This window comes from Lichenicola sp. GTC18331, from assembly GCF_055386855.1.
Window position 1 is genome coordinate 1,299,084 of sequence record NZ_AP045015.1, and the last position, 18,674, is coordinate 1,317,757.

Below are 18,674 nucleotides of genomic sequence, written 5' to 3' on the forward strand. Positions count from 1 at the left end.
GTTCACGAGACCGGCATCGCCCCCGGCGGACCGGAAACGGCACCCTCCGGGACCCGGCCCCGGCTTGGCCGGCCCTGCCCCCTGTCATACACTCGTCATACGGCCGCGTCCGGCCGCCGACATCAAGAAGGCGGCCGAACCGGCCCGGATCGACAGGGAGTTCACCATTGCGCGCGTTCCACGGACAGTTTTCCGACAACCAGCCGATCCGCCGCAACCTCGGCGAGAAGCAAAAGCAGCTGCGCGACCTGAAGGAAACGCTGGCCTCGATGAAATCCCATACCGCGCCTGCACTGCGCGACAGCGTGCGCAAGCGCATCCACGAGCTCGAAATCGAGCTGCGCGGCACCGCCCCGGTAGCCCCGGCCCCGGCGCGCCCGCTGCGCTGAACACGACGCCCGGTCCGGCCCCGCGCCGGGCCGGTGCTCCGCCGGTTCGATTCCCACCCTGTCAGTCGAACTCGGTCGGCAACTCCGGCGCCCTATGATGCGCGAACAAGCGGGCGATCTGGTGCGGCAGCACACGGCCCGTGGACAGGTCCTCCGGAATCTCCCCCTCGGCGAAGAAGCGTGCATCTGCCGTCTCGATATTGCCGTCCAGCCGCTCCGGCTCCGGCGACAACAGCGCGCACAGGAAGAACAGCTTGCAGATCGAGAACGGGCCGGCCGGATGGTGGCCCTGCCGGGCGCGGTCATGCACCAGCGCCAGTTTGCCGGCGCGCACCCTGTAGCCGCTTTCCTCCAGCACCTCGCGCACGGCGCATTCCGACGCGGTCTGGTTCACGTCCGCCCAGCCGCCGGGCAGGGTCCAGCGGTCCTCGTCGGCCAGTTCGCGCACCATCAGCAACCGCCCCGCCGCATCGAACACGGCGCCGCGCACGTCCAGCTTTGGCGTGGCATAGCCGCGCTCGGCCTCGAAGAGGGTGCGCAAGGCGGCCGGATCGGCGCCGGCGGGCTCGGCCATCATCTCCGCGGCCAGCGCTGTCAGGGCCTGATAACGCTCCATATCGTAGGGATCACGGGTGAAGGCGAGGCCGCTCTGCGCCAGTGCCTGCACCGCCCTGGCCCGAACCAGCCATAACGGTTCATCGTTCATCATCACCACCCTGCTCGCTGCGACGGGCCGGGATCATGCACCGGGAGAGCACGGATGCCGATTCAGCCGAAGATCGCCGTGGATGCCGAACAGGGCGCCGCCGTCGCCCGAACCCTGCACGCCCTGCGACGGAAGCGCCCCCTGGTGCACTCGATCACCAATCTCGTGGTCAACAACAGCACCGCCAACGCGCTTCTGGCGATCGGCGCCTCGCCGGCCATGGTGGTGGCGGAGGAGGAAGCCGCCGCCTTCGCCCGCATCGCCGACGCCCTCGTCATCAATCTGGGCACGATCACCGCCCCCGAAGCCCGCGCCATGGCGCTCGCCACGGCGGCGGCGCGGGACGCCGGGACGCCCTGGGTGATGGACCCCGTCGCGGTGGGCGCGCTGGCGTTCCGCTCCAACGTCGCGGTGGAGCTTCTGGCGCACCGCCCCGCCGCGATCCGGGGCAACGCGTCGGAGATCCTGGCGCTGGCCGGGCTGGTCGATCCCGAAGCGGCCGCGACCCTCGCATCGGAACGCGGCGTGGACAGCGCGCACGAAACCGAGGCGGCGCTGGAGGTGGCGCGGACGCTGGCGCGTCGCACCGGGGCGGTGGTGACGGTGAGCGGCGCGGTGGATCTCTGCACGGACGGCGCGCGCCTGCTGCGGATCGGCAACGGCGATGCGCTGATGACCCGCGTGACCGGACTCGGCTGCACCGCCACGGCGCTGCTGGGCGCCTGCCTCGCCGTGGAACCGGACGCGCTGCTGGCCTCGGCCCATGCCACCGTGCTGATCGGCGTGGCCGGCGAGATCGCGGCGGAACGCAGCCGGGGACCCGGCTCGCTCCAGGTCGAACTGCTCGATGCGCTGTTTCTTCTCGACGACGCCACCCTCAGCGCCCGCACGCGTTTGGATGCGCCGACGGCTCAGGCTCCGGCTTGACGGAAACGGCGCGCGCATGGTCGGTGCGCGGGCCCAGGAACGATAGGACGGGCGTCTCCCAGGGGGCGGGCCGATAGTGGGGGACGGAACCCGGATGCAGCGGACGATCGAGCAGCACAACACGGAACCGCCCCAGCCCCGCCCTGCCCGACCGGCGATCCGGACGGCCGGACGCCGGTTCGGGACGCTGTTGCTGCTGGTTCCGCTGCTGGCCCTGCTGAATGGCGGCGCCGGGTCGCAGGGTCCGATCGGGACGGCGTTCGCGCAGGAGACGCAGAGCCAGACGCGGCCGGACGACGCCGCGCAGGCGCCCTCGGGTCAAGGTCCCGCCCCGATCCAGGATCCGGGCCAGGACCGGGCCCAGCCCCTTCCGGATGACGGCACCGGCGCCGCGCCCCGTGCGGGCCAGACAACGCTGCAACAGGAACGGCGCGAACGCACCGATCCGCTGGACGACCTTACCCCGGCCCAGCGCGTGCGTCTGCGCGCGCTGCTGGACCAGCCCGCACAGACCGCGCATCCGAAGACGCAGCCGGCCGCCAAGCCCGCCGCCGCACCCGCTTCCGCCCCTGCCGCCGCGGCCAAGCCGGCCGCCAGCACCGACAAGGTGAGCCTGGCGCCGGACAGCCTGGCCGGCGAGATGCTGGGTCAGGTCGCCGGCCTGCGCACGGTGCTGGCGGCGCAGGCAGCCACCTTCGGCCACCTGTTCGGCGACATCGCCCTGACCGGCTCCTGGCTGCATCGCGAGATGGTCAACCCTTCCAGCCGCGCCGAGCTGCTGGACGCGATCTGGCGCAGCGCCCTGCTGCTGGGCGTGGCGCTTCTGGTGGAATACGGCCTGCTCCTGGCCCTGCGCCGGCCCCTGCGCGCCCTGAACCGGGACGCCCAGCTCGCCGCCGAACAGGGCGAGGAAGCGGATGCCGAACAGCCGGTGCCGGGTCTGGTCCAGGCCGGTCCGCCCGAACCGGAGGGCGAGACGGCCATCACGCCGATGCCGGTGCCGGGCGACCCGCTGCCCGGCAGCCCGATCCTGCCCGCCGCCCTGCCCCTGCCCGACCCGGCCCTGGCCGCGGCGGACGAGGAGGAACGGGCAGAGATGGTGTCCCGCTCCGCGCTGCATGCCGAGAACCGCTCGCGCGACGCCGCCCATCGCCGCCGAACCCTGCGCCTGTTCCGGCGCCTCCCCTTCGCATTGCTGCGTCTGGTTCTGAAGCTGATCCCGCTCGCCGCCTTCCTGGCGATCGGCAATCTTGCCTCGACCCAGGTGGCGGATCGCGACACCACGCAGCTGGTAATCATCACCATCACCAATCTCTACGGCATCGGCCGGGCGGTCTGGTTGTTCGTCGACATGCTTCTGGCGCCGCTGGCGCCCGGCGTCCGCCTGATCCAGGTCACCAACGACACGGCGCGCTTCCTGTCGCGCTGGTGGAGCTGGCTGCTGGCGCTGGCGGTGGTAGCGGTGTGCATCACCGACGTGGGCCGTGTGCTCGATCTGCCGTCCCGCGCCGCGGCCGCGATCGTGCGCGCCGTGGTGCTGGTGGAACACATCCTGCTGGCGGTGCTGATCTGGCAGACGCGCGACAAGGTGGCGCATGCGCTGAAGCCGCCGCGCCGTCTGCGCGAGAAGCCGCTGGGCCGTCTCGTCTCACGTCTGGCCGATCTGTGGTGGATCGCGGCCTTGTTCTTCGACGCCGCGCTCTGGGTGGTGTGGGCCGCGCAGATCCGAGGCGGCTACGCCAAGATGTGGCAGCTCTTCCTGAACACCCTGGTGATCGTCCTGGTCTGCCGCCTCGTCACGGTGATGCTGCTGGGCGGTCTGGACCGCATGTTCCGCGTGGACGGCCAGGCGCTGGAGACCATGCCGGGGCTGGAGCGGCGCGCGGTGCGCTACTATCCGGCGCTGCGTCGTCTGGTGACGTGGCTGCTCTCCATCGTCTGCCTGATCGCCTTGTGCTGGGGCTGGGGCCTGCCGGTTCTGAGCTTCTTCACGCGCGGCACGCTGGGCACGCGCATGCTGTCGGCAGGCACCACCATCCTGATCTCCCTGCTGGTCGGCGTGGCGGTCTGGGAACTGGCCAACGGGGCGCTGGACCGGCAGATCAACCGGTTCCGAGACGGCAACCAGGCCGCGCGCGCGGTGCGCCTGCAGACGCTGCTGCCGATCCTGCGCACGATCCTGCTGGTGGTGCTCGGCGTGATCCTGGTGCTCACCGTTCTGGGCGAGATCGGCGTGAACATCGCCCCGCTCCTGGCCGGCGCCGGCATCATCGGCGTGGCGCTGGGCTTCGGCTCGCAGAAGCTGGTGCAGGATTTCATCACCGGCATCTTCCTGCTGGTGGAGAACGCGATGCAGGTGGGCGACAGCGTGACCGTCGCGGGCGTGAGCGGCACGGTGGAACATCTGTCCATCCGCACGCTGCGTCTGCGCGGCGGCGACGGCTCGATCCAGATTATCCCGTTCTCGTCGGTCTCCACCGTCGCCAACATGAGCCGCGACTACGCCGTGGCCTCCATCACCGTGTCGGTGGCGTTCCAGGAGGATACCGACCGGATCTACGATCTGCTGCGCCAGATCGGCGCCGAGCTGCGCGAGGATCCGGCCTTCGCCGACATGATCCTGGCCGATTTCGGTTTGAACGGCGTGGACAGCCTGGGCGAATACGCGGTGACGATCAGCGGCACCATCCGCTGCACGGTGGGCGGCCGCTGGCCGGTGCAGCGCGAATTCAACCGACGCCTGCGCATGCGGATCGAGCAGCTCGGCATCGCCATGCCGCAGCCGCCCCGCTCCGTTGCGGTTCCGGCCTTGCCGGCGCTGCTGGCGGCGGGCAACAGCGAAGCCCAGAACCGTACCGAGGAAGGAAAGCTGGCATGACGCGCAAGACGGTCGAAGAGGCCCTGTCCAGGGAGGGCTACGCCTTCGTCCCTTCGATCGACATGCGCGATCTGCTGGATGCCGATGCGCTCGCCCATTGGGACGGGTTCGCGGAAAGCTGGAACCATCTCGGCCTCGATCGCTACATGGCCGATGGCGGCCGCTACCGCCGTCGCCGCCATGCCGTGTTCGCGGTCGGGCGCAACGGGATCGAGCGCAAGCCGCACCAGCCGCACTACCAGAGCCGCGACTACAACGCGCTGAATGGCGGGGTCGAACGCTGGTTCACGCCGGTCGAGGACACGATCGCCACCCATCCGGTGCTCCTGTCGATCCTGCATGCCTGTCACGACATGTTCGACGCGCTGACCACGCCGGGGCAGCGTCCGGAGAACTGGCATGTCGAGCTGCACCAGTTCCGCATCGAGCCCAGCACGGAAGAAGACGGCAAGCCGACGCCGGAAGGGCTGCATCGCGACGGCGTGGACTGGGTGCTGGTGCTGCTGGTGTCGCGCGTGAACATCGAAAGCGGCGTCACAACAATTCATGATCTGCAGGGCCGCGAGCTGGGCTCGTTCACCCTGACCGAGCCGCTCGACGCGGCGCTGGTGGATGACGGCCGCGTGTATCACGGCGTCACCGCCGTGCATCCGACCGACCCTTCCGTTCCGTCGCATCGCGACGTTCTGGTGGTGACGTTCAGACGGCAATAGGGGAACCGGACCGGCGACCCGCGCGTCTGGTTTCCCCTATCATTTCGGAGCCGGCCGCATGTCCACCCTGATCAAGATCTTCCTGCTGGGCGTCGCCCTGTCGGTCGGCGGAACGCTGCTCTGGCCGCAACTGCGCGAGAAGCTGCGTCAGGCGACGCCGCACCCGGTCCAGCCTGTCTGAGTATTCGACCGTGATCCTCCACAGGGTTGAAACGGACTGCGACATGCGGTTCCTGAACCGATGAGCTTATCCGCACGCCGTCGCAAACGCGACGAGGCCATCGACTCCCGCATACGCAGTCTGGACCTTTCGCCGGACAACAAACGCAGATTGTGGATGGCGGCCTTCATCGCCGCGATCTGCGGCGGGCTGTACGGCTACGATACCGGCATCATCTCCGGCGCCCTGCTGCTCATCACCCAGGAATTCCATCTCGGCCACACCGCGCAGGAGCTGGTGGCCTCCGCCATCCTGGCCGGCGCGGTGTTCGGCGCGCTCGGCGCGGGCTGGTTCTCGGAGAAATTCGGCCGGCGCGCGACGGTGATGCTCGTCACCGGACTGTTCGTGCTGGGTGCGATCGCCTGCGCCCTGTCGCCGGGCGTGAACGCGCTGATCGCGGCGCGCGTGTTCCTGGGTCTCGCCGTGGGCGGCTCCACCCAGGTGGTGCCGATGTATATCTCCGAGCTGGCGCCCGCGGCGAAGCGCGGCACGCTGGTTACCATGTTCAACGTGGCGATCGGCATCGGCATCCTGCTCGCCAACATCGTCGGTTTCGTTCTGCACGACAGCTGGTCCTGGCGTACCATGGTGGTGATCGCGGCGATCCCGGCGGCGATCGTGTTCGTGTCGATGATCTTCATGCCGGACAGCCCGCGATGGGTCGCCGAGAACGTGGGCATGAACGAGGCGATCGACGTTCTGGCCAAGCTGCGCGAGGACCACGGCGAGATCACCGACGAGGTCGAGCAGATCCGTCAGGTGGCCCGCGACACCGACCCGCGCGACAAGGGCTGGAGCGGCATCCGCCGGCACTGGGTGCGCCCGGCCCTGGTGGCGGCTTTGGGCGTCGCGTTCTTCACCCAGTGCGGCGGGCTGGAGATGATGATCTATTACGCCCCGACCTTTCTTTCCAATGTGGGCTTCGGCAAGAACGCCGCTCTGCTGGCCAGCCTGGGCGTGGCGATCGTCTACTGCGTCATGACCACGCTGGGCTGTTTGTTTGTGGACCGGATCGGCCGTCGCCGCCTGATGCTGATCATGACGCCGGGCGCCGTGCTGAGCCTGATCGGTCTCGGCGTGATGTTCGCGCTGGGCGCGCATGGCGGCATCGAGGGCTGGCTGGTGATCGCCTTCCTGCTGCTGTTCATGATGTTCAACGCGGGCGGCATCCAGGTGGTCGGCTGGCTGCTCGGCGCGGAGATGTTTCCGCTCGCCATGCGTGGACAGGCGACCAGCCTGCACGCGGCGATGCTGTGGGGCAGCGATCTGCTGGTGACGGGCACGGCGCTGTCGCTGGTGCAGGGCATCACGCTCGGCGGAACGATGTGGTTCTATGCCGGCGTGAACCTCGCCTCCTGGCTGTTCGTGCGCTTCCTGGTGCCGGAAACCTCGGGCGCGTCGCTGGAAGACATCGAAGGCGCGCTGCGCGAGGGCACGTTCCGCCCGACCGCGGACAGGGTGCGTCTGGCCGACTGAACCTCCGTCCGGCGGCAGGCCGATTTGCCGCCGGGCGTTGTCGCCCCCTATCCTCGCCGCTCGTGTTGCCGATCCGGAACATTGCCGCATCGGTGTCGCCAGCAAGGGGACTTCGGATGCGGGATTTCCCTTCCGGACGGCGCAGCAGCGCGGTTCGACGACACGCGCGGCGAAGCCGCGCCCTCGCCGCCCTGGTTCTCGCCCTGCCGCTCGCGGGCTGTCTGGGGCTCGGCCCCACCAAACTGTCCGAGGACCAGATCGGCTATTCCCGCACGCTGACCACGGCGCAGAACAGAAGCACGCTTCTGAACATCGTGCGTCTGCGCTACGGCGACACGCCGACCTTTCTGGACGCCACGCAAATCATTTCCGGCTACCAGCTCCAGAAGAGCGTGACGGGCGGGTTCGAACTGCTCTCCAGGCTCAACCCGTCGAGCTACATCAACGGCGGCGGCGCCGTGCAGCTGCAGGAAAGCCCCACCTTCACCTTCCAGCCCGTCGCCGGCGAGCAATTCGCGCAGAGCTTCATCCGGCCGCTGTCGCCGGACGATCTGCTGCCGTTCACCTTAAGCGGCCTGCCGGTCGACGTGATGTTCCGGCTCAGCATCCGCTCCATCGCCGGAGAAACCAATTCGACAGCGCTGGCACAGAATATGGGGGAGGGTTCGGCGGGTTTCTTCCGGCTGACGCATGATCTGCGGCTGCTGCAGATCGCCGGGCTGCTCGGCGTGCGCCAGACACCCGCCGCACCAGTCGCCGCCAAACCAGGCAAGCCAGCGCACACGACCCCGCCCGCGCCCAGCGGCACCGAACTCACCTTCTCGCACGCGCACGACCCGGAGATGCAGGCGGTGGAAGCGGAGACGCGCCGCTTCCTCGGCCTGAAACCGAACCAGCTCTCCGCCACGGTCGTCTACGGCCTGACCGCCGCACCGGGCCAGATCCCGCTGCTGACACGCTCGATGCTGGGTGTCCTGGGCAGCATCGCCTTCGACATCGACGTGCCGGCGGAAGACGTGGCCCATGGCGCCACGATCGCGTCGATGCCGGTGAACGCCTACGAGAACCGGCGCCCGATCATCGTGCACAGTGGCCAGAAGGCGCCGGCCGACGCCTTCGTCTCGATCGCGTTCCACAACCACGAGTTCTGGATCGAGGACGGCGATTTCGACAGCAAGGTCGCCTTCACCGTGCTCCAGCTGCTGATGCAGCTCGCAAAGACCAGCGGATCGGCCGGAGCGGTGATCACCATTCCCGCAGGATAGCGACGCTCGGCGGGGACGCTACCGCGACGCACCGGTCTCCGCCGCCTGCTGGCGTGCGGACACGAACCGGCCCAGCAGATCGAACCAGAACGGCGCGCCGAGCATCACGGCGAAGGCGGTGATCAGCCAGCCGGTGAGCGCCTGGAGCACATGACCCAGAGTGTCGAAGCGCTGCGGCAGCGGGCGCGACCATCCGGTGGGGAAGCGGATCCGGCCGAGTTCGCCGCCGAGCGCGTCATAGGCGGCCACCGCGCGCGCGGCGGTCTCGGCGCCCTGCGGAGGGCGTTCCGTCGCGACCAGGGCGGTGGCCTGCGCCACGGCGGCGTCGCGCAGCGCACCGTCCTGGAACAAGGCCCGCCCGACGCTGAACGCGTCTATGTTCAACGCCGCCGCCGTGCACAGGCCGATCAGGAACAGCATCCGCTGGGTGCGGCGTTTGTAGAGGCGGGACAACTGCGCCATGCAGCCGTCGAACCAGGCGCGGATCGCCCGCTCCACCGCATGCAGGTCGTCGCCGCCCTGGTCCAGCGCCACCAGCAGCACGCGTCTCGGCGCCGTGTCCGGCATGGCGTCCGCCCTGGCCCGCAGGGCGTCGGGCGTGAGCGCCGGTGCGGGCCGGGCGGCCTCGCCGAGCGGGCCGCGCGCCTGGAGGTCGAGATAGGCGCGGGCGAAGGCGGCCGGGGGAATGAAGGCGGGCAGGTTCGCGCGTCCGGCCAGGCTCATGCGCAACGACGCGACGCCGGCCGAACGGCGCGTTCGCAGGAGCGACGGGCGATAATCGCCGCGATACAGCGGATAGATCAGCGGATGGGCGTAGAGAGCCTCGGTATTGGCGTGCGCACCCGGCGGATCGAGCATGTCGCGCAGACCCTGCTCCAGATCGGCGGAACGGGCGTTGAGCACGGTCTCGATCGCTTCCCGGATCGCGGCGCAGATCAGGCTCGCGAACAGGAACAGCAGCATCAGCCCGATCGCGACATCCAGCACCACCGATCCGAACATTCCGCCTCCACGCACGCGCGTCTCGATCGTGACTGACCCCATTCGAACGTTCAATCGCGTTCTGCGTCCCATGCTTGCCGCGGGATGGGCTTGGGCCTACTCCCGGGATCGGTTCGGAGGGGCGCGATGAGCATTAAATTACATGGTGAAATGAAATCGGCCCCGCTGGCCGGCGCCATCGGCGGCTTGCTGGCCGGCGGTCTGGTGAGCCTGTGCTATCTCGCCCTGGAGCGTGCCAGCGGGCAGCCCTCCGAACTGATCCGGCTCGGACGCAACACCGCCACCCTGCTCGGATCGCCGTACCGGCACCAGGACAGCCTGCCCGCACCGGACGAGCAGATCCGTTACCAGAGCCTGCATCTGATCCTGTCCTCGCTGATGGGCGTGGGCTACGCGCTTCTGCGTGGCCGGACGCCGTTCCGCGGCGCCGCCGGCGGGGCGCTGTACGGTGCGAGCTATTACGCGCTGTTCTGGGGCGTGGTCGGGCCGCGTCTCGGCCTGATGCCGAGCCCGCGCAAGGATGGCCCGAGCGGGATCGCGCTGAAGCTGGGGCTGCTGAGCGGATTCGGCTTCGTGGCCGCCGCGATCTGCAACCGCCTGGCGCCGGGCGACGACGCATGAGCCGGCCCGGCCCCCTGAACCATGTTCCGTGTTTCCTGTGCGGCGAACAGGCGATCCTGGACAGCGAGAAGAAGACGCATATCGACTACGACTGCCCCCGTTGCGGGCGTCTGCGCGTGACGGGGCGCGTGTTCTTCCTGTTTCCGCCGCGCGCCTTGCAGGCGTTCGACCGGGCGCTGCTGTCGGAACGCGCGCAAGCGATCGTGCCCGATCCCGCCAACAACAATCGCCGCGTGGTGGATGAGGGCTGGATGCATCGGCAACGTCTGGTGCGGATCATGATGGTGGATCACGCGATGAGCGAGGCGGAGGCCCTGGCGCATCTGGACCGGCATCCAGACGCCGATCTGTCCAACGAAAGCGTGCTGGACAGGCTGTGAGCACGATCTGCATCGCCGCCGCCGTGTTGTCGCGCGCGGACGGGCGGATCCTGCTGGTGCGGAAGCGCGGCACGCGAGCCTTCATGCAGCCGGGCGGGAAGATCGATCCGGGGGAAACGGCGGAAGGGGCGCTGCTGCGCGAATTGCAGGAGGAGCTGGGGATTTCGCCCGACGCGAACACGCTCGAACCGCTCGGCGCAGCAGAGGCGGAGGCGGCAAACGAGCCGGGCTGGCAGGTCCAGGCGGCCCTGTTCGCGGTGCCTTGGGACGGGCCGGTCTCGCCCGGTGCGGAGATCGAGGCAATACGCTGGATCGATCCTGCCGCACCAAGGGATCTGATTCTGGCGCCGTTGACGCGGGATCATGTGTTGCCTCTGGCGACGAGGATAGCTCGCACGGACATGGCGTAGAACAAGAAAGAATCTTCTTTTTCTGAAGAAAAAGAAGCAAAAAGACTTTTATTCGTTTAGCTTATAAGTGAACGGGTCAGCACCGAGCCAAACGAACAAAAGTTCTTTGGTTCTTTCTTTCAAGAAAGAACAGCCCTTCAGGTTAAGCCCTGGTCAGCAGAAACAACGCCTGTTCACCGAACAGGTTGGCAAGCTGCATGGAGCGGCGCCAGGGCGCGCGGTCGCCCTTCTCGTCCACCGCCAGCCATTGGCGGATGGCGTAGCCTTCTTCCGCACAGAGGGCGAAGAAGTCGCGGATGGTGCAGGGGTGGATGTTGGGGGTCTCGTACCAGGCTTTGCCCCAGGTTTCCGTCATCGGCATGCGGCCGCGGAACAGCAACTGCGCGCGCAGCTGCCAATGTCCGAAATTCGGAAAGGAGACGATGGCGCTTGAGCCGATGCGGAGCATCTGCCGCAGCACCTCGCGCGGCTTCTCCACCGCCTGCAAGGTGCGTTGCAGCACTACGTAGTCGAACGCGCCGTCCGGGTAATGGGCAAGATCGCTGTCGGCATCGCCATGCATCACCGGCAGGCCGTGCGCGACCGAACGGGTGACTTCGCCCATGTCGAGCTCGATGCCGCGTGCGTCGCAGTTGCGTGTGCGGAACAGGTGGTCGATCAGCGACCCGTCGCCGGAGCCGATATCGAGAACCCGTGTGCCGGGCTCGATCATTTCCGCGATCAGCTTCTGGTCGAGACGCATCAGCCGAGCCCCGCATGTTCGGCGCAGCCTTGCAGGAAGCCGCGTATGGTGCGGTCGAAATCCGGCTCGTCGAGCAGGAACGCGTCATGGCCCTTGTCGGTATCGATCTCGACGAAAGACACGTTGGCGGCGGCGCGGTTCAGCGCGCGTGCGACCATGCGGCTCTGCCCCGTGGGAAACAGCCAGTCGGACGAGAACGAGACCACGCAGAAGCGCGTGCGCGTGCCGGCGAAGGCGGCGGCCAGATCGCCGTCATGGTCCGCGGCGAGATCGAAATAATCCATCGCCCGGGTGACGGTGAGATAGGAATTGGCGTCGAAGCGGCGCACGAAGCTCGATCCCTGGTGGCGGAGATAGCTTTCCACCTCGAACATCTCTCCGAACAGGCCGGCGCCTTCCGTTGCCGTCCCGGGCTCGCGGCGCAGCTTGCGGCCGAACTTGCGGGTGAGCGCTTCCTCGGAAAGATAGGTGATGTGGGCCATCATCCGCGCCACCGCGAGGCCGCGCGCGGGGATCCGGCCTTCCTCCCAGTAGCGTCCGCCCTTCCAGTCCGGATCGGCGAAGATCGCCTGACGGCTGACCTCGTTGAAGGCGATGTTCTGCGCGGAATGGAACGAGGCGGTGGCGATCGGCACGGCGGCGAAGACGCGCTCCGGAAAGGTCGCGGCCCAGCTCAGCACCTGCATGCCGCCCATGGAGCCGCCGACCACGGCGAACAGGCGCTCGATGCCGAGCCGCGCGACCAGCATGGACTGGGCGCGCACCATGTCGCGCAGGGTGACGGGCGGGAAATCGGTGCCCCAGGGCGCGTCCGTCTCGGCCCGGATCGAGCGCGGGCCGGTGGAACCCATGCAGCCGCCGAGCACGTTGCAACAGATCACGAAGAAGCGGTTCGTATCGACCGGCAGGCCGGGTCCGACCAGCCTGCCCCACCATCCGGGCTTGCCCGTGACCGGGTGCTGCTCGGCCACGTACTGGTCGCCCGTCAGGGCGTGGCAGATCAGCACGGCGTTGGAGCGCGCCGCGTTCAGGGTGCCGTAGGTGCGATAGGCGACCTCGAGCGGCGCCAGGACGGTGCCGCAGTCCAGTTCGATCCCTTCGGGAAAGGACTCTGTCTGGTGCGTGATCGGGGTGGAGGGAGTCTGGTCCATGCTCGTATCGGGTTGCGGTCGCACCATGCCGCAAGGCGACCGCGGCGTCACCTTCCGCTATGGCATGGCGGTTCCCACCGGACGGAACGGGAAGGGAGCGCCTCATAATCGACTTGCTTACGAAACGGTTTGGCGACTAACGTCCCTAACTTTTTGTTAGGGACCGTTGGAATGAGCGCCGCGACCACGCAGGCTGCCGGTGGACACCAGACCAGGACGGGCCCCGCCCCGCTGCGTCAGGATCACGCGGAAACGCACTACCTGCCGGCTGGCGCGCTTCATCTGATCGAGCAGTCCGGCCTGTTCGACCTGGACTATTATCTCGCCTGCAACCCGGACATGCAGCCGCTCCGCCACGAGGCGATGGCGCATTACCACCAGTACGGCTGGCGCGAAGGGCGCAAGCCGAACCTGTATTTCGACCCGCTCTGGTATCTGCAGCAGAACCCCGATGTGGCCGGACAGAACATCGACCCGCTGCTGCATTATCTGGTTCGCGGCGAGGCCGAGGGCCTGCGTCCCGGCCCCTGGTTCGATCCGGGCTGGTATCGCACCCAGAACGGCGTGCCGCCCGGGCGGCACGCGCTGGCGCATTATCTGGAGCACAGGGGCAGCGGCACCGTGAGTGCCATGGCCGAGTTCGACACGCCGTTCTATCTGCGCACCTATCCGGACGTGGCGGATGCGGGGATCGATCCGCTCGAACACTATATGGTGCAGGGGTTCCGCGAAGCGCGGCGGCCCTTCGCCGGGTTCGATCCGGCCTTCTACCGTCAGCGCTATCTGGACGGTTCCACCGACGCCAACCCGCTGCTGCATTATCTCGCCCATCGCGAACGCGCCGACATCCATCCCTGCCGTCCGGCAGGCGAGACCACGGTGGCGCGCGAGGTGAAACGGTTCTCCAAACCGGGCCCGTTCTTCGAGAAGCGCAAGCCCCTGCCGGACACGGCGATGCGCCGCGCACGCGTGCTGGCGTACTACCTGCCGCAGTTCCATGCCTGCAAACGCAACGACGACTGGTGGGGCGACGGATTCACCGAATGGACCAACGTGGCGCGCGGTCTGCCGCGCTTCGCCGGGCACTACCAGCCGCGCATTCCGCGCGATCTCGGCCATTACCGTCTGGAAGGCACCGAGACCCTGCGCCGCCAGGCGGAGATGGCACGCGCCGCCGGCATCGAAGGCTTCGTATTCTATTTCTACTGGTTCAATCGCGAACGCCTGCTCGACGGGCCGCTGGAAGCGCTGCTGGCCGATCCCACGATCGATCTGCCGTTCTGCCTGATGTGGGCGAACGAGAACTGGACCCGGAGCTGGGACGGTTCGAACAAGGACGTGCTGATCAGCCAGGATTTCCGCGCGGAAGACGAGCTGCCGCTGATCGACTGTTTCGCGCGTCATTTCGCCGATCCGCGCTATATCCGCGTCGGCGGGCGTCCGGTGCTGATGGTCTACCGCATCGGCGTGATCCCGGAGCCGGCGGAAACGATCGCGCGCTGGCGCACCTTGTTCCGCACGCGCGCGAACGAGGACCCGCTCTTCGTGATGTCGCAGAGCTTCGGCGACGAGGACCCGCGCGCCTACGGTCTCGACGGCGCGATCGAGTTTCCGCCGCACAAGCTGGTGGGCGGGCTGCAGACCATCAACAACGATCTGTGCATGCTGGACACGGATTTCGACGGCCAGGTCTATGATTACGACCAGGTGGTGCAGGGCGCGCTCGATGCGCCGGCGCCGCCTTTTCCGCTGATCCGCACGGCCGCGCCGTCCTGGGACAACGATGCGCGTCGCCAGGGCAGCGGTCTGGTACTTCAGGGTTCGACGCCGGCGAAATTCGAACGCTGGGTCGAGGGTCTGGTGCGTCGCGCGCAGCTCGAGCCGTTCCATGGCGATTCGATCATCTGCATCAATGCCTGGAACGAATGGGCCGAGGGCGCCTATCTGGAGCCCGATCTGCATCATGGCAGCGCCTATCTGAACGCGGTCGGGCGGGCGGTGACCGGGTTCGGGCGCGCTTCCGCCCAGGGTCGGGTGCTGCTGGTCGGGCATGACGCGTTCCAGGCCGGGGCGCAGGCCCTGCTGTTGAATCTGGGGCGCCGGCTGAAGCGCCTGCATGGGGTGGAGATCGAATTCCTGCTGCTGGGCGGCGGCGCGATGCTGCCCGGCTACGAGAGCGTCGGCCGCACCACGGTGATGGCGGCGCAGGACCCGGCCCTGCCGGAAACGCTGCGACGGATGCGGGATGCCGGCCTGACCAGCGCCATCGTCAACACCGCCGCCTCTGCGCCGGTGACGCGTCTTCTGGCCGAACACGGCATCCGCTCCGTTCTGCTGGTGCACGAGCTGCCGGCGCTTCTGGGCGAGAAGCATCTGCTGCCGGGATTGCGGGAGGCATCGCTGCTCGCGGCCCACACCGTGTTTCCGGCAGAAGCGGTGCGCGATGCGGTGCAGCCGCTTCTGCCGGTGTCGGCGGAGCGCTGCGTTCTGCTGCCGCAGGGTCTGTATGCGGATGTGCGGTTCAGCGCCCGCCAGCGCGCCGCGATCCGGGCCCGCTACGGGGTGGAGGCGGACGACGTTCTGTTGATCGGCGTCGGCTACGGCGACATGCGCAAGGGGTTCGACCTGTTTCTCCAGGGCTGGCGCCTCCTATCCGCCCGCGCGGGCGGCGGGCGCCGCCGCCACCGGCGCATCCATTGCGTCTGGCTGGGCGCGATCGATCCGGGTCTGCGCACCTATCTCGCGACGGAGCTGGACGCGGCGATCGCGACCGGGACGTTCCATCTGCCGGGACATGTGCACGACACCCCGGACCATCTGAGCGGCGCGGATGCGTTTCTGCTGACCTCGCGCGAGGACCCGCTGCCGAGCGTGGTGATGGAGGCGCTGGCGAGCGGGCTTCCCGTGGCGGCGTTCTCGGATAGCGGCGGCATTCCCGGGCTGTTGCAGCGTTTCGGGACCGGCGCGCTGTCGCCCCTGGGCGACGTGGCGTCGCTGGCGCGCGACGCGCTGCGCATGGCGCTGGACGGGCGCGCGCGCGACACGGCGCGTCGTGCGCGGGACGGCAGGCGTTTCGCCCGGGCCTTGTGTTTCGACCGCTATGTGGGCGAGCTGCTGCGGCTGGCGCGGCCGGAGTTGCGCCGGATCTCCGCCGTGGTGCCGAGCTACAACTACGCCCGCTACATGCGCCAGCGTCTGGCCTCGATCTTCGCGCAGGGCCATCCGGTGGCCGAGGTGATCGTGCTGGACGATGCCTCGAGCGACGACAGCGTGGCGGAAGCGCGCGCGGGTGCGGCGGAATGGGGCCGCGAGATCCGCGTCGTGGCGGGGCGGACCAATTCCGGCAACGTGTTCCGGCAATGGCATCGCGCCGTGACCGAAGCAGCCGGGGACTGGGTGTGGATCGCCGAGGCCGACGATTCCGCCGATCCGCGCCTGCTCGAAGCGCTGGCGCAGGCGCTGGATTGCGCGCCGAACGCGGTGATGGCGTTCTGCGACAGCCGCTCGATCGACGCGGACGGCAACCCGCTTTCGGACAGCTACAAGCCGTACTACGCCACCACGGTCGGGGCGGCGCTGGATACGGATGGGCTGCATGACGGGCCGGAATTCGTCCGCACCTGTCTGGGCGAGCGCAACCTGATCCTGAACGCGTCGGGGGTGTTGTTCCGTCGCGATGCGCTGCGCGCGGCGCTGGCGCGTCTCGGCGACGCGCTGTTCTCGTTCAGGCTGGCGGGGGATTGGCGGCTGTATATCGAGCTGCTGCGCGAGGACGGCGCGCAGGTGGCCTATGTGGCCGATCCGCTGAACATCCATCGCCGGCATGGCGACAGCACCACGCATCGCCTGGCGGCGCAGAAGCATCTGGGCGAGATCGCCCGCATCCACCGCCTCGTCGGCCAGCAGCCGGCGGTGCTGGATGCGGACCGGATGAAGCAGCGCGCCTATCGCGCCCATCTGGCCGAACAGTTCGGGCTCAAGGTGGCGGCGGAATAAAACGCCGCCGCCACGGCGATCCGTCAGGCCGGGCTGCTGTCGTAGTTCGGCGTGTAGGTCAGCGACTTGATCCAGGCGCGGATGTCGTCGGGACGGTCCACGGTCGCCTGTCCGCGATCGAAGATGTGTTCGGCGATGCGCGTCGCGGTCGTGATCTCGACCTCCAGGATCTCGGACTGCTTCGGAAACAGCATGCCCTTGTCGCGGGATGCCTGATCGACCTGATCGGCGGAACCGCGTGCGGCGGCGATCCACATCTCGTCGTCGATATGCTTCGGCTTGGTGGCGTAGATCGCGAGGCCGAAGGCGGGGAAGACGTAGAAGTTGTTGGCCTGGCCTGGGTAGTAGGTCTTGCCGTTCACCTCGACGTCGGGGAACTGCACGCCCGCGGCGAACAACGCCTTGCCGCCGGTCCATTCATAGGCCTGCTCGGCGGTGCACTCGGCCTTGTCGGTGGGGTTGGAGAGCGGGAAGATGATCGGCCGCTCCGTGTTCTCGGCGACCGCCTTCACCACCTCCTCGGTGAACAGGCCGTGCGTGGTGCTGACGCCGATCAGGACAGTCGGTTTGAAGCGTTTGACGATGTCGGCGAGGTTCCTGGTCGCCGGCAGATCCTTGGCGTAGCGCTTCTGCGACGGACTGAGGTCGGTGCGGCTGGTTTCCAGCAGACCGTCGATATCGGTCATGGCGATTCGGTTACGGGCGTCGTCCTCGTCCATCCCCTCGTCGCGCATCGCCTCGACGATCATGTTGGCGATGCCGATCCCGGCAGACCCCGCGCCGGCGAACAGGATCTTCTGGTCCGAAAGCGTCTCGTTCTTGATCTGCACGGCGGTGGTGAGGCCGGCGATGGTGACGCTGGCGGTGCCCTGGATGTCGTCGTTCAGGACGAGATACTTTTTCTTGTAGCGCGCGAGCAGACGGATCGCGTCGGTGCCCTTCCAGTCCTCGAAATGGACGCAGACGCCCGGGAACACCGTGTTCGCCGCTTCCATGAACTCGTCGACCAGCGCGTCGAGATCGTCATCGGAGGGCGGCACGTCGCGCAGGCCCATGTAGAGGGCGTCGGCGCGCAGCCTGGCGTTGGTGGTGCCGATATCGAGATGGATCGGCAGCAGCGCGTCGGGCGGCACGGCGGCGCATGCGGTGTAGAGCTGCAGCTTGCCGATCGGGATCGGTGCGCCGTTGGCGCCGATATCGCCCAGGCCCAGGATGCGTCCGCCGCTGGTGACGCAGATGAAGCGGATATCCTTCACCGGCCAGTTGCGCAGCACCTCGGCGAAGCGGCCCTTCATCGCCTTGGTCAGGTACATGCCCTGCGGGCGGCGATAGATATGGCCGTAGGTGAGGCAGGCATCGGCGATGGTGGGGTCGTAGACGATCGGCACGAACCGGGCCGGATCGCTCATTAGCACCCGGTAGAACAGGGTGCGGTTCCGATCGCACAGTTCCTGAAGATAGATGTATTGCTCGAGTTCGTTCGGCTTGGCGGCGAGATGGCCCATCACGCGGTCCACCTGGGTATCGAGATCGTCGACCGCGGCCGGAAGCAGGCCTTCGAGACCGCGTTTCTCACGGTCCGCGGATGAGAACGCCGTGCCTTTGTTGCGGCCGGGGTCGCTGAGCAGGGCGAAGCCAGACGTGCTGTCCATGAACCATCTCCAAAACCGGAGCCGCATGCCGGAGTTGCACGCCGGCTGTGTCCGTTGACGGAGGAACACAGTTCGACACAGATGTTTTCGTCGGATGAAAGCGAAGTTTCGAGACGATCTGGATATCGTTTTCCGATCTGTGGCGA

At 68.1% G+C, this 18,674-nt stretch carries 16 protein-coding genes; 11 read left to right on the forward strand and 5 right to left on the reverse strand.

The window, feature by feature from the left end:
* Positions 1-167: 167 nt before the first annotated feature.
* Entirely contained in the window at positions 168-389 is a 222-nt protein-coding gene (locus ACZ5BM_RS06045; protein ID WP_498910595.1) for a hypothetical protein, read from the forward strand.
* A 61-nt stretch (positions 390-450) separates the two neighbouring features.
* Here the strand turns inward: ACZ5BM_RS06045 and ACZ5BM_RS06050 are convergent, their stop codons facing one another.
* On the reverse strand, positions 451-1,095 hold the full coding sequence (locus ACZ5BM_RS06050) for an NUDIX hydrolase (protein ID WP_498911516.1): 645 nt from the start codon (positions 1,093-1,095) through the stop codon (positions 451-453).
* Positions 1,096-1,149: 54 nt separating this feature from the next.
* On the opposite strand from ACZ5BM_RS06050, the gene thiM reads away from it, so the two are divergent.
* From thiM to ACZ5BM_RS06080, 6 genes are all read left to right on the forward strand, one after another.
* Complete coding sequence (gene thiM, locus ACZ5BM_RS06055; protein ID WP_498910597.1) at positions 1,150-2,022, forward strand: hydroxyethylthiazole kinase; 873 nt, start codon at positions 1,150-1,152, stop codon at positions 2,020-2,022.
* 94 nt (positions 2,023-2,116) lie between these two features.
* The gene (locus ACZ5BM_RS06060; protein ID WP_498910599.1) at positions 2,117-4,900 is read left to right on the forward strand and encodes a mechanosensitive ion channel family protein; all 2,784 of its coding nucleotides are present in this window, start codon (positions 2,117-2,119) and stop codon (positions 4,898-4,900) included.
* Positions 4,897-5,613: a 2OG-Fe dioxygenase family protein gene (locus ACZ5BM_RS06065; RefSeq protein WP_498910601.1), complete on the forward strand. Its 717-nt coding sequence runs from the start codon at positions 4,897-4,899 to the stop codon at positions 5,611-5,613. Before ACZ5BM_RS06060 ends, ACZ5BM_RS06065 begins: the two co-directional genes overlap by 4 nt.
* 58 nt (positions 5,614-5,671) lie before the next feature.
* The gene (locus ACZ5BM_RS06070; RefSeq protein ID WP_498910603.1) at positions 5,672-5,794 is read left to right on the forward strand and encodes a hypothetical protein; all 123 of its coding nucleotides are present in this window, start codon (positions 5,672-5,674) and stop codon (positions 5,792-5,794) included.
* A gap of 60 nt (positions 5,795-5,854) precedes the next feature.
* A complete protein-coding gene (locus ACZ5BM_RS06075) occupies positions 5,855-7,309 on the forward strand; it encodes an MFS transporter (protein WP_498910605.1) in 1,455 nt (484 codons plus the stop codon).
* A 116-nt stretch (positions 7,310-7,425) separates the two neighbouring features.
* Complete coding sequence (locus ACZ5BM_RS06080; protein ID WP_498910607.1) at positions 7,426-8,574, forward strand: hypothetical protein; 1,149 nt, start codon at positions 7,426-7,428, stop codon at positions 8,572-8,574.
* 18 nt (positions 8,575-8,592) lie between these two features.
* On the opposite strand, the gene ACZ5BM_RS06085 is transcribed toward ACZ5BM_RS06080, so the two are convergent.
* The gene (locus ACZ5BM_RS06085; RefSeq protein WP_498910609.1) at positions 8,593-9,576 is read right to left on the reverse strand and encodes a hypothetical protein; all 984 of its coding nucleotides are present in this window, start codon (positions 9,574-9,576) and stop codon (positions 8,593-8,595) included.
* A 126-nt stretch (positions 9,577-9,702) separates the two neighbouring features.
* Between ACZ5BM_RS06085 and ACZ5BM_RS06090 the strand changes: the two genes are divergently transcribed.
* The 3 genes from ACZ5BM_RS06090 to ACZ5BM_RS06100 are packed head-to-tail and all read left to right on the forward strand — an operon-like array spanning position 9,703 to position 10,987.
* Positions 9,703-10,197 (forward strand): hypothetical protein, encoded by a 495-nt coding sequence (locus ACZ5BM_RS06090; RefSeq protein WP_498910611.1) that lies wholly within the window; start codon positions 9,703-9,705, stop codon positions 10,195-10,197.
* Positions 10,194-10,577 (forward strand): hypothetical protein, encoded by a 384-nt coding sequence (locus ACZ5BM_RS06095; RefSeq protein WP_498910613.1) that lies wholly within the window; start codon positions 10,194-10,196, stop codon positions 10,575-10,577. Before ACZ5BM_RS06090 ends, ACZ5BM_RS06095 begins: the two co-directional genes overlap by 4 nt.
* Complete coding sequence (locus ACZ5BM_RS06100; protein WP_498910615.1) at positions 10,574-10,987, forward strand: NUDIX hydrolase; 414 nt, start codon at positions 10,574-10,576, stop codon at positions 10,985-10,987. Before ACZ5BM_RS06095 ends, ACZ5BM_RS06100 begins: the two co-directional genes overlap by 4 nt.
* Positions 10,988-11,129: 142 nt before the next feature.
* Here ACZ5BM_RS06100 and metW read toward each other — a convergent pair whose 3' ends face one another.
* Positions 11,130-11,729 carry a class I SAM-dependent methyltransferase gene (gene metW / locus ACZ5BM_RS06105; RefSeq protein WP_498910617.1) on the reverse strand — a complete coding sequence of 200 codons (600 nt, stop codon included), beginning with the start codon at positions 11,727-11,729 and terminating at the stop codon, positions 11,130-11,132.
* Positions 11,729-12,880 (reverse strand): homoserine O-acetyltransferase, encoded by a 1,152-nt coding sequence (metX, locus tag ACZ5BM_RS06110; RefSeq protein ID WP_498910619.1) that lies wholly within the window; start codon positions 12,878-12,880, stop codon positions 11,729-11,731. The genes metW and metX overlap by 1 nt, the downstream gene beginning before the upstream one ends.
* 171 nt (positions 12,881-13,051) lie before the next feature.
* Between metX and ACZ5BM_RS06115 the strand changes: the two genes are divergently transcribed.
* A complete protein-coding gene (locus tag ACZ5BM_RS06115) occupies positions 13,052-16,876 on the forward strand; it encodes a glycoside hydrolase family 99-like domain-containing protein (RefSeq protein WP_498910621.1) in 3,825 nt (1,274 codons plus the stop codon).
* Between the two features lie 23 nt (positions 16,877-16,899).
* On the opposite strand, the gene ACZ5BM_RS06120 is transcribed toward ACZ5BM_RS06115, so the two are convergent.
* Positions 16,900-18,528: an NAD-dependent malic enzyme gene (locus tag ACZ5BM_RS06120; protein ID WP_498910623.1), complete on the reverse strand. Its 1,629-nt coding sequence runs from the start codon at positions 18,526-18,528 to the stop codon at positions 16,900-16,902.
* Positions 18,529-18,674: the final 146 nt, after the last annotated feature.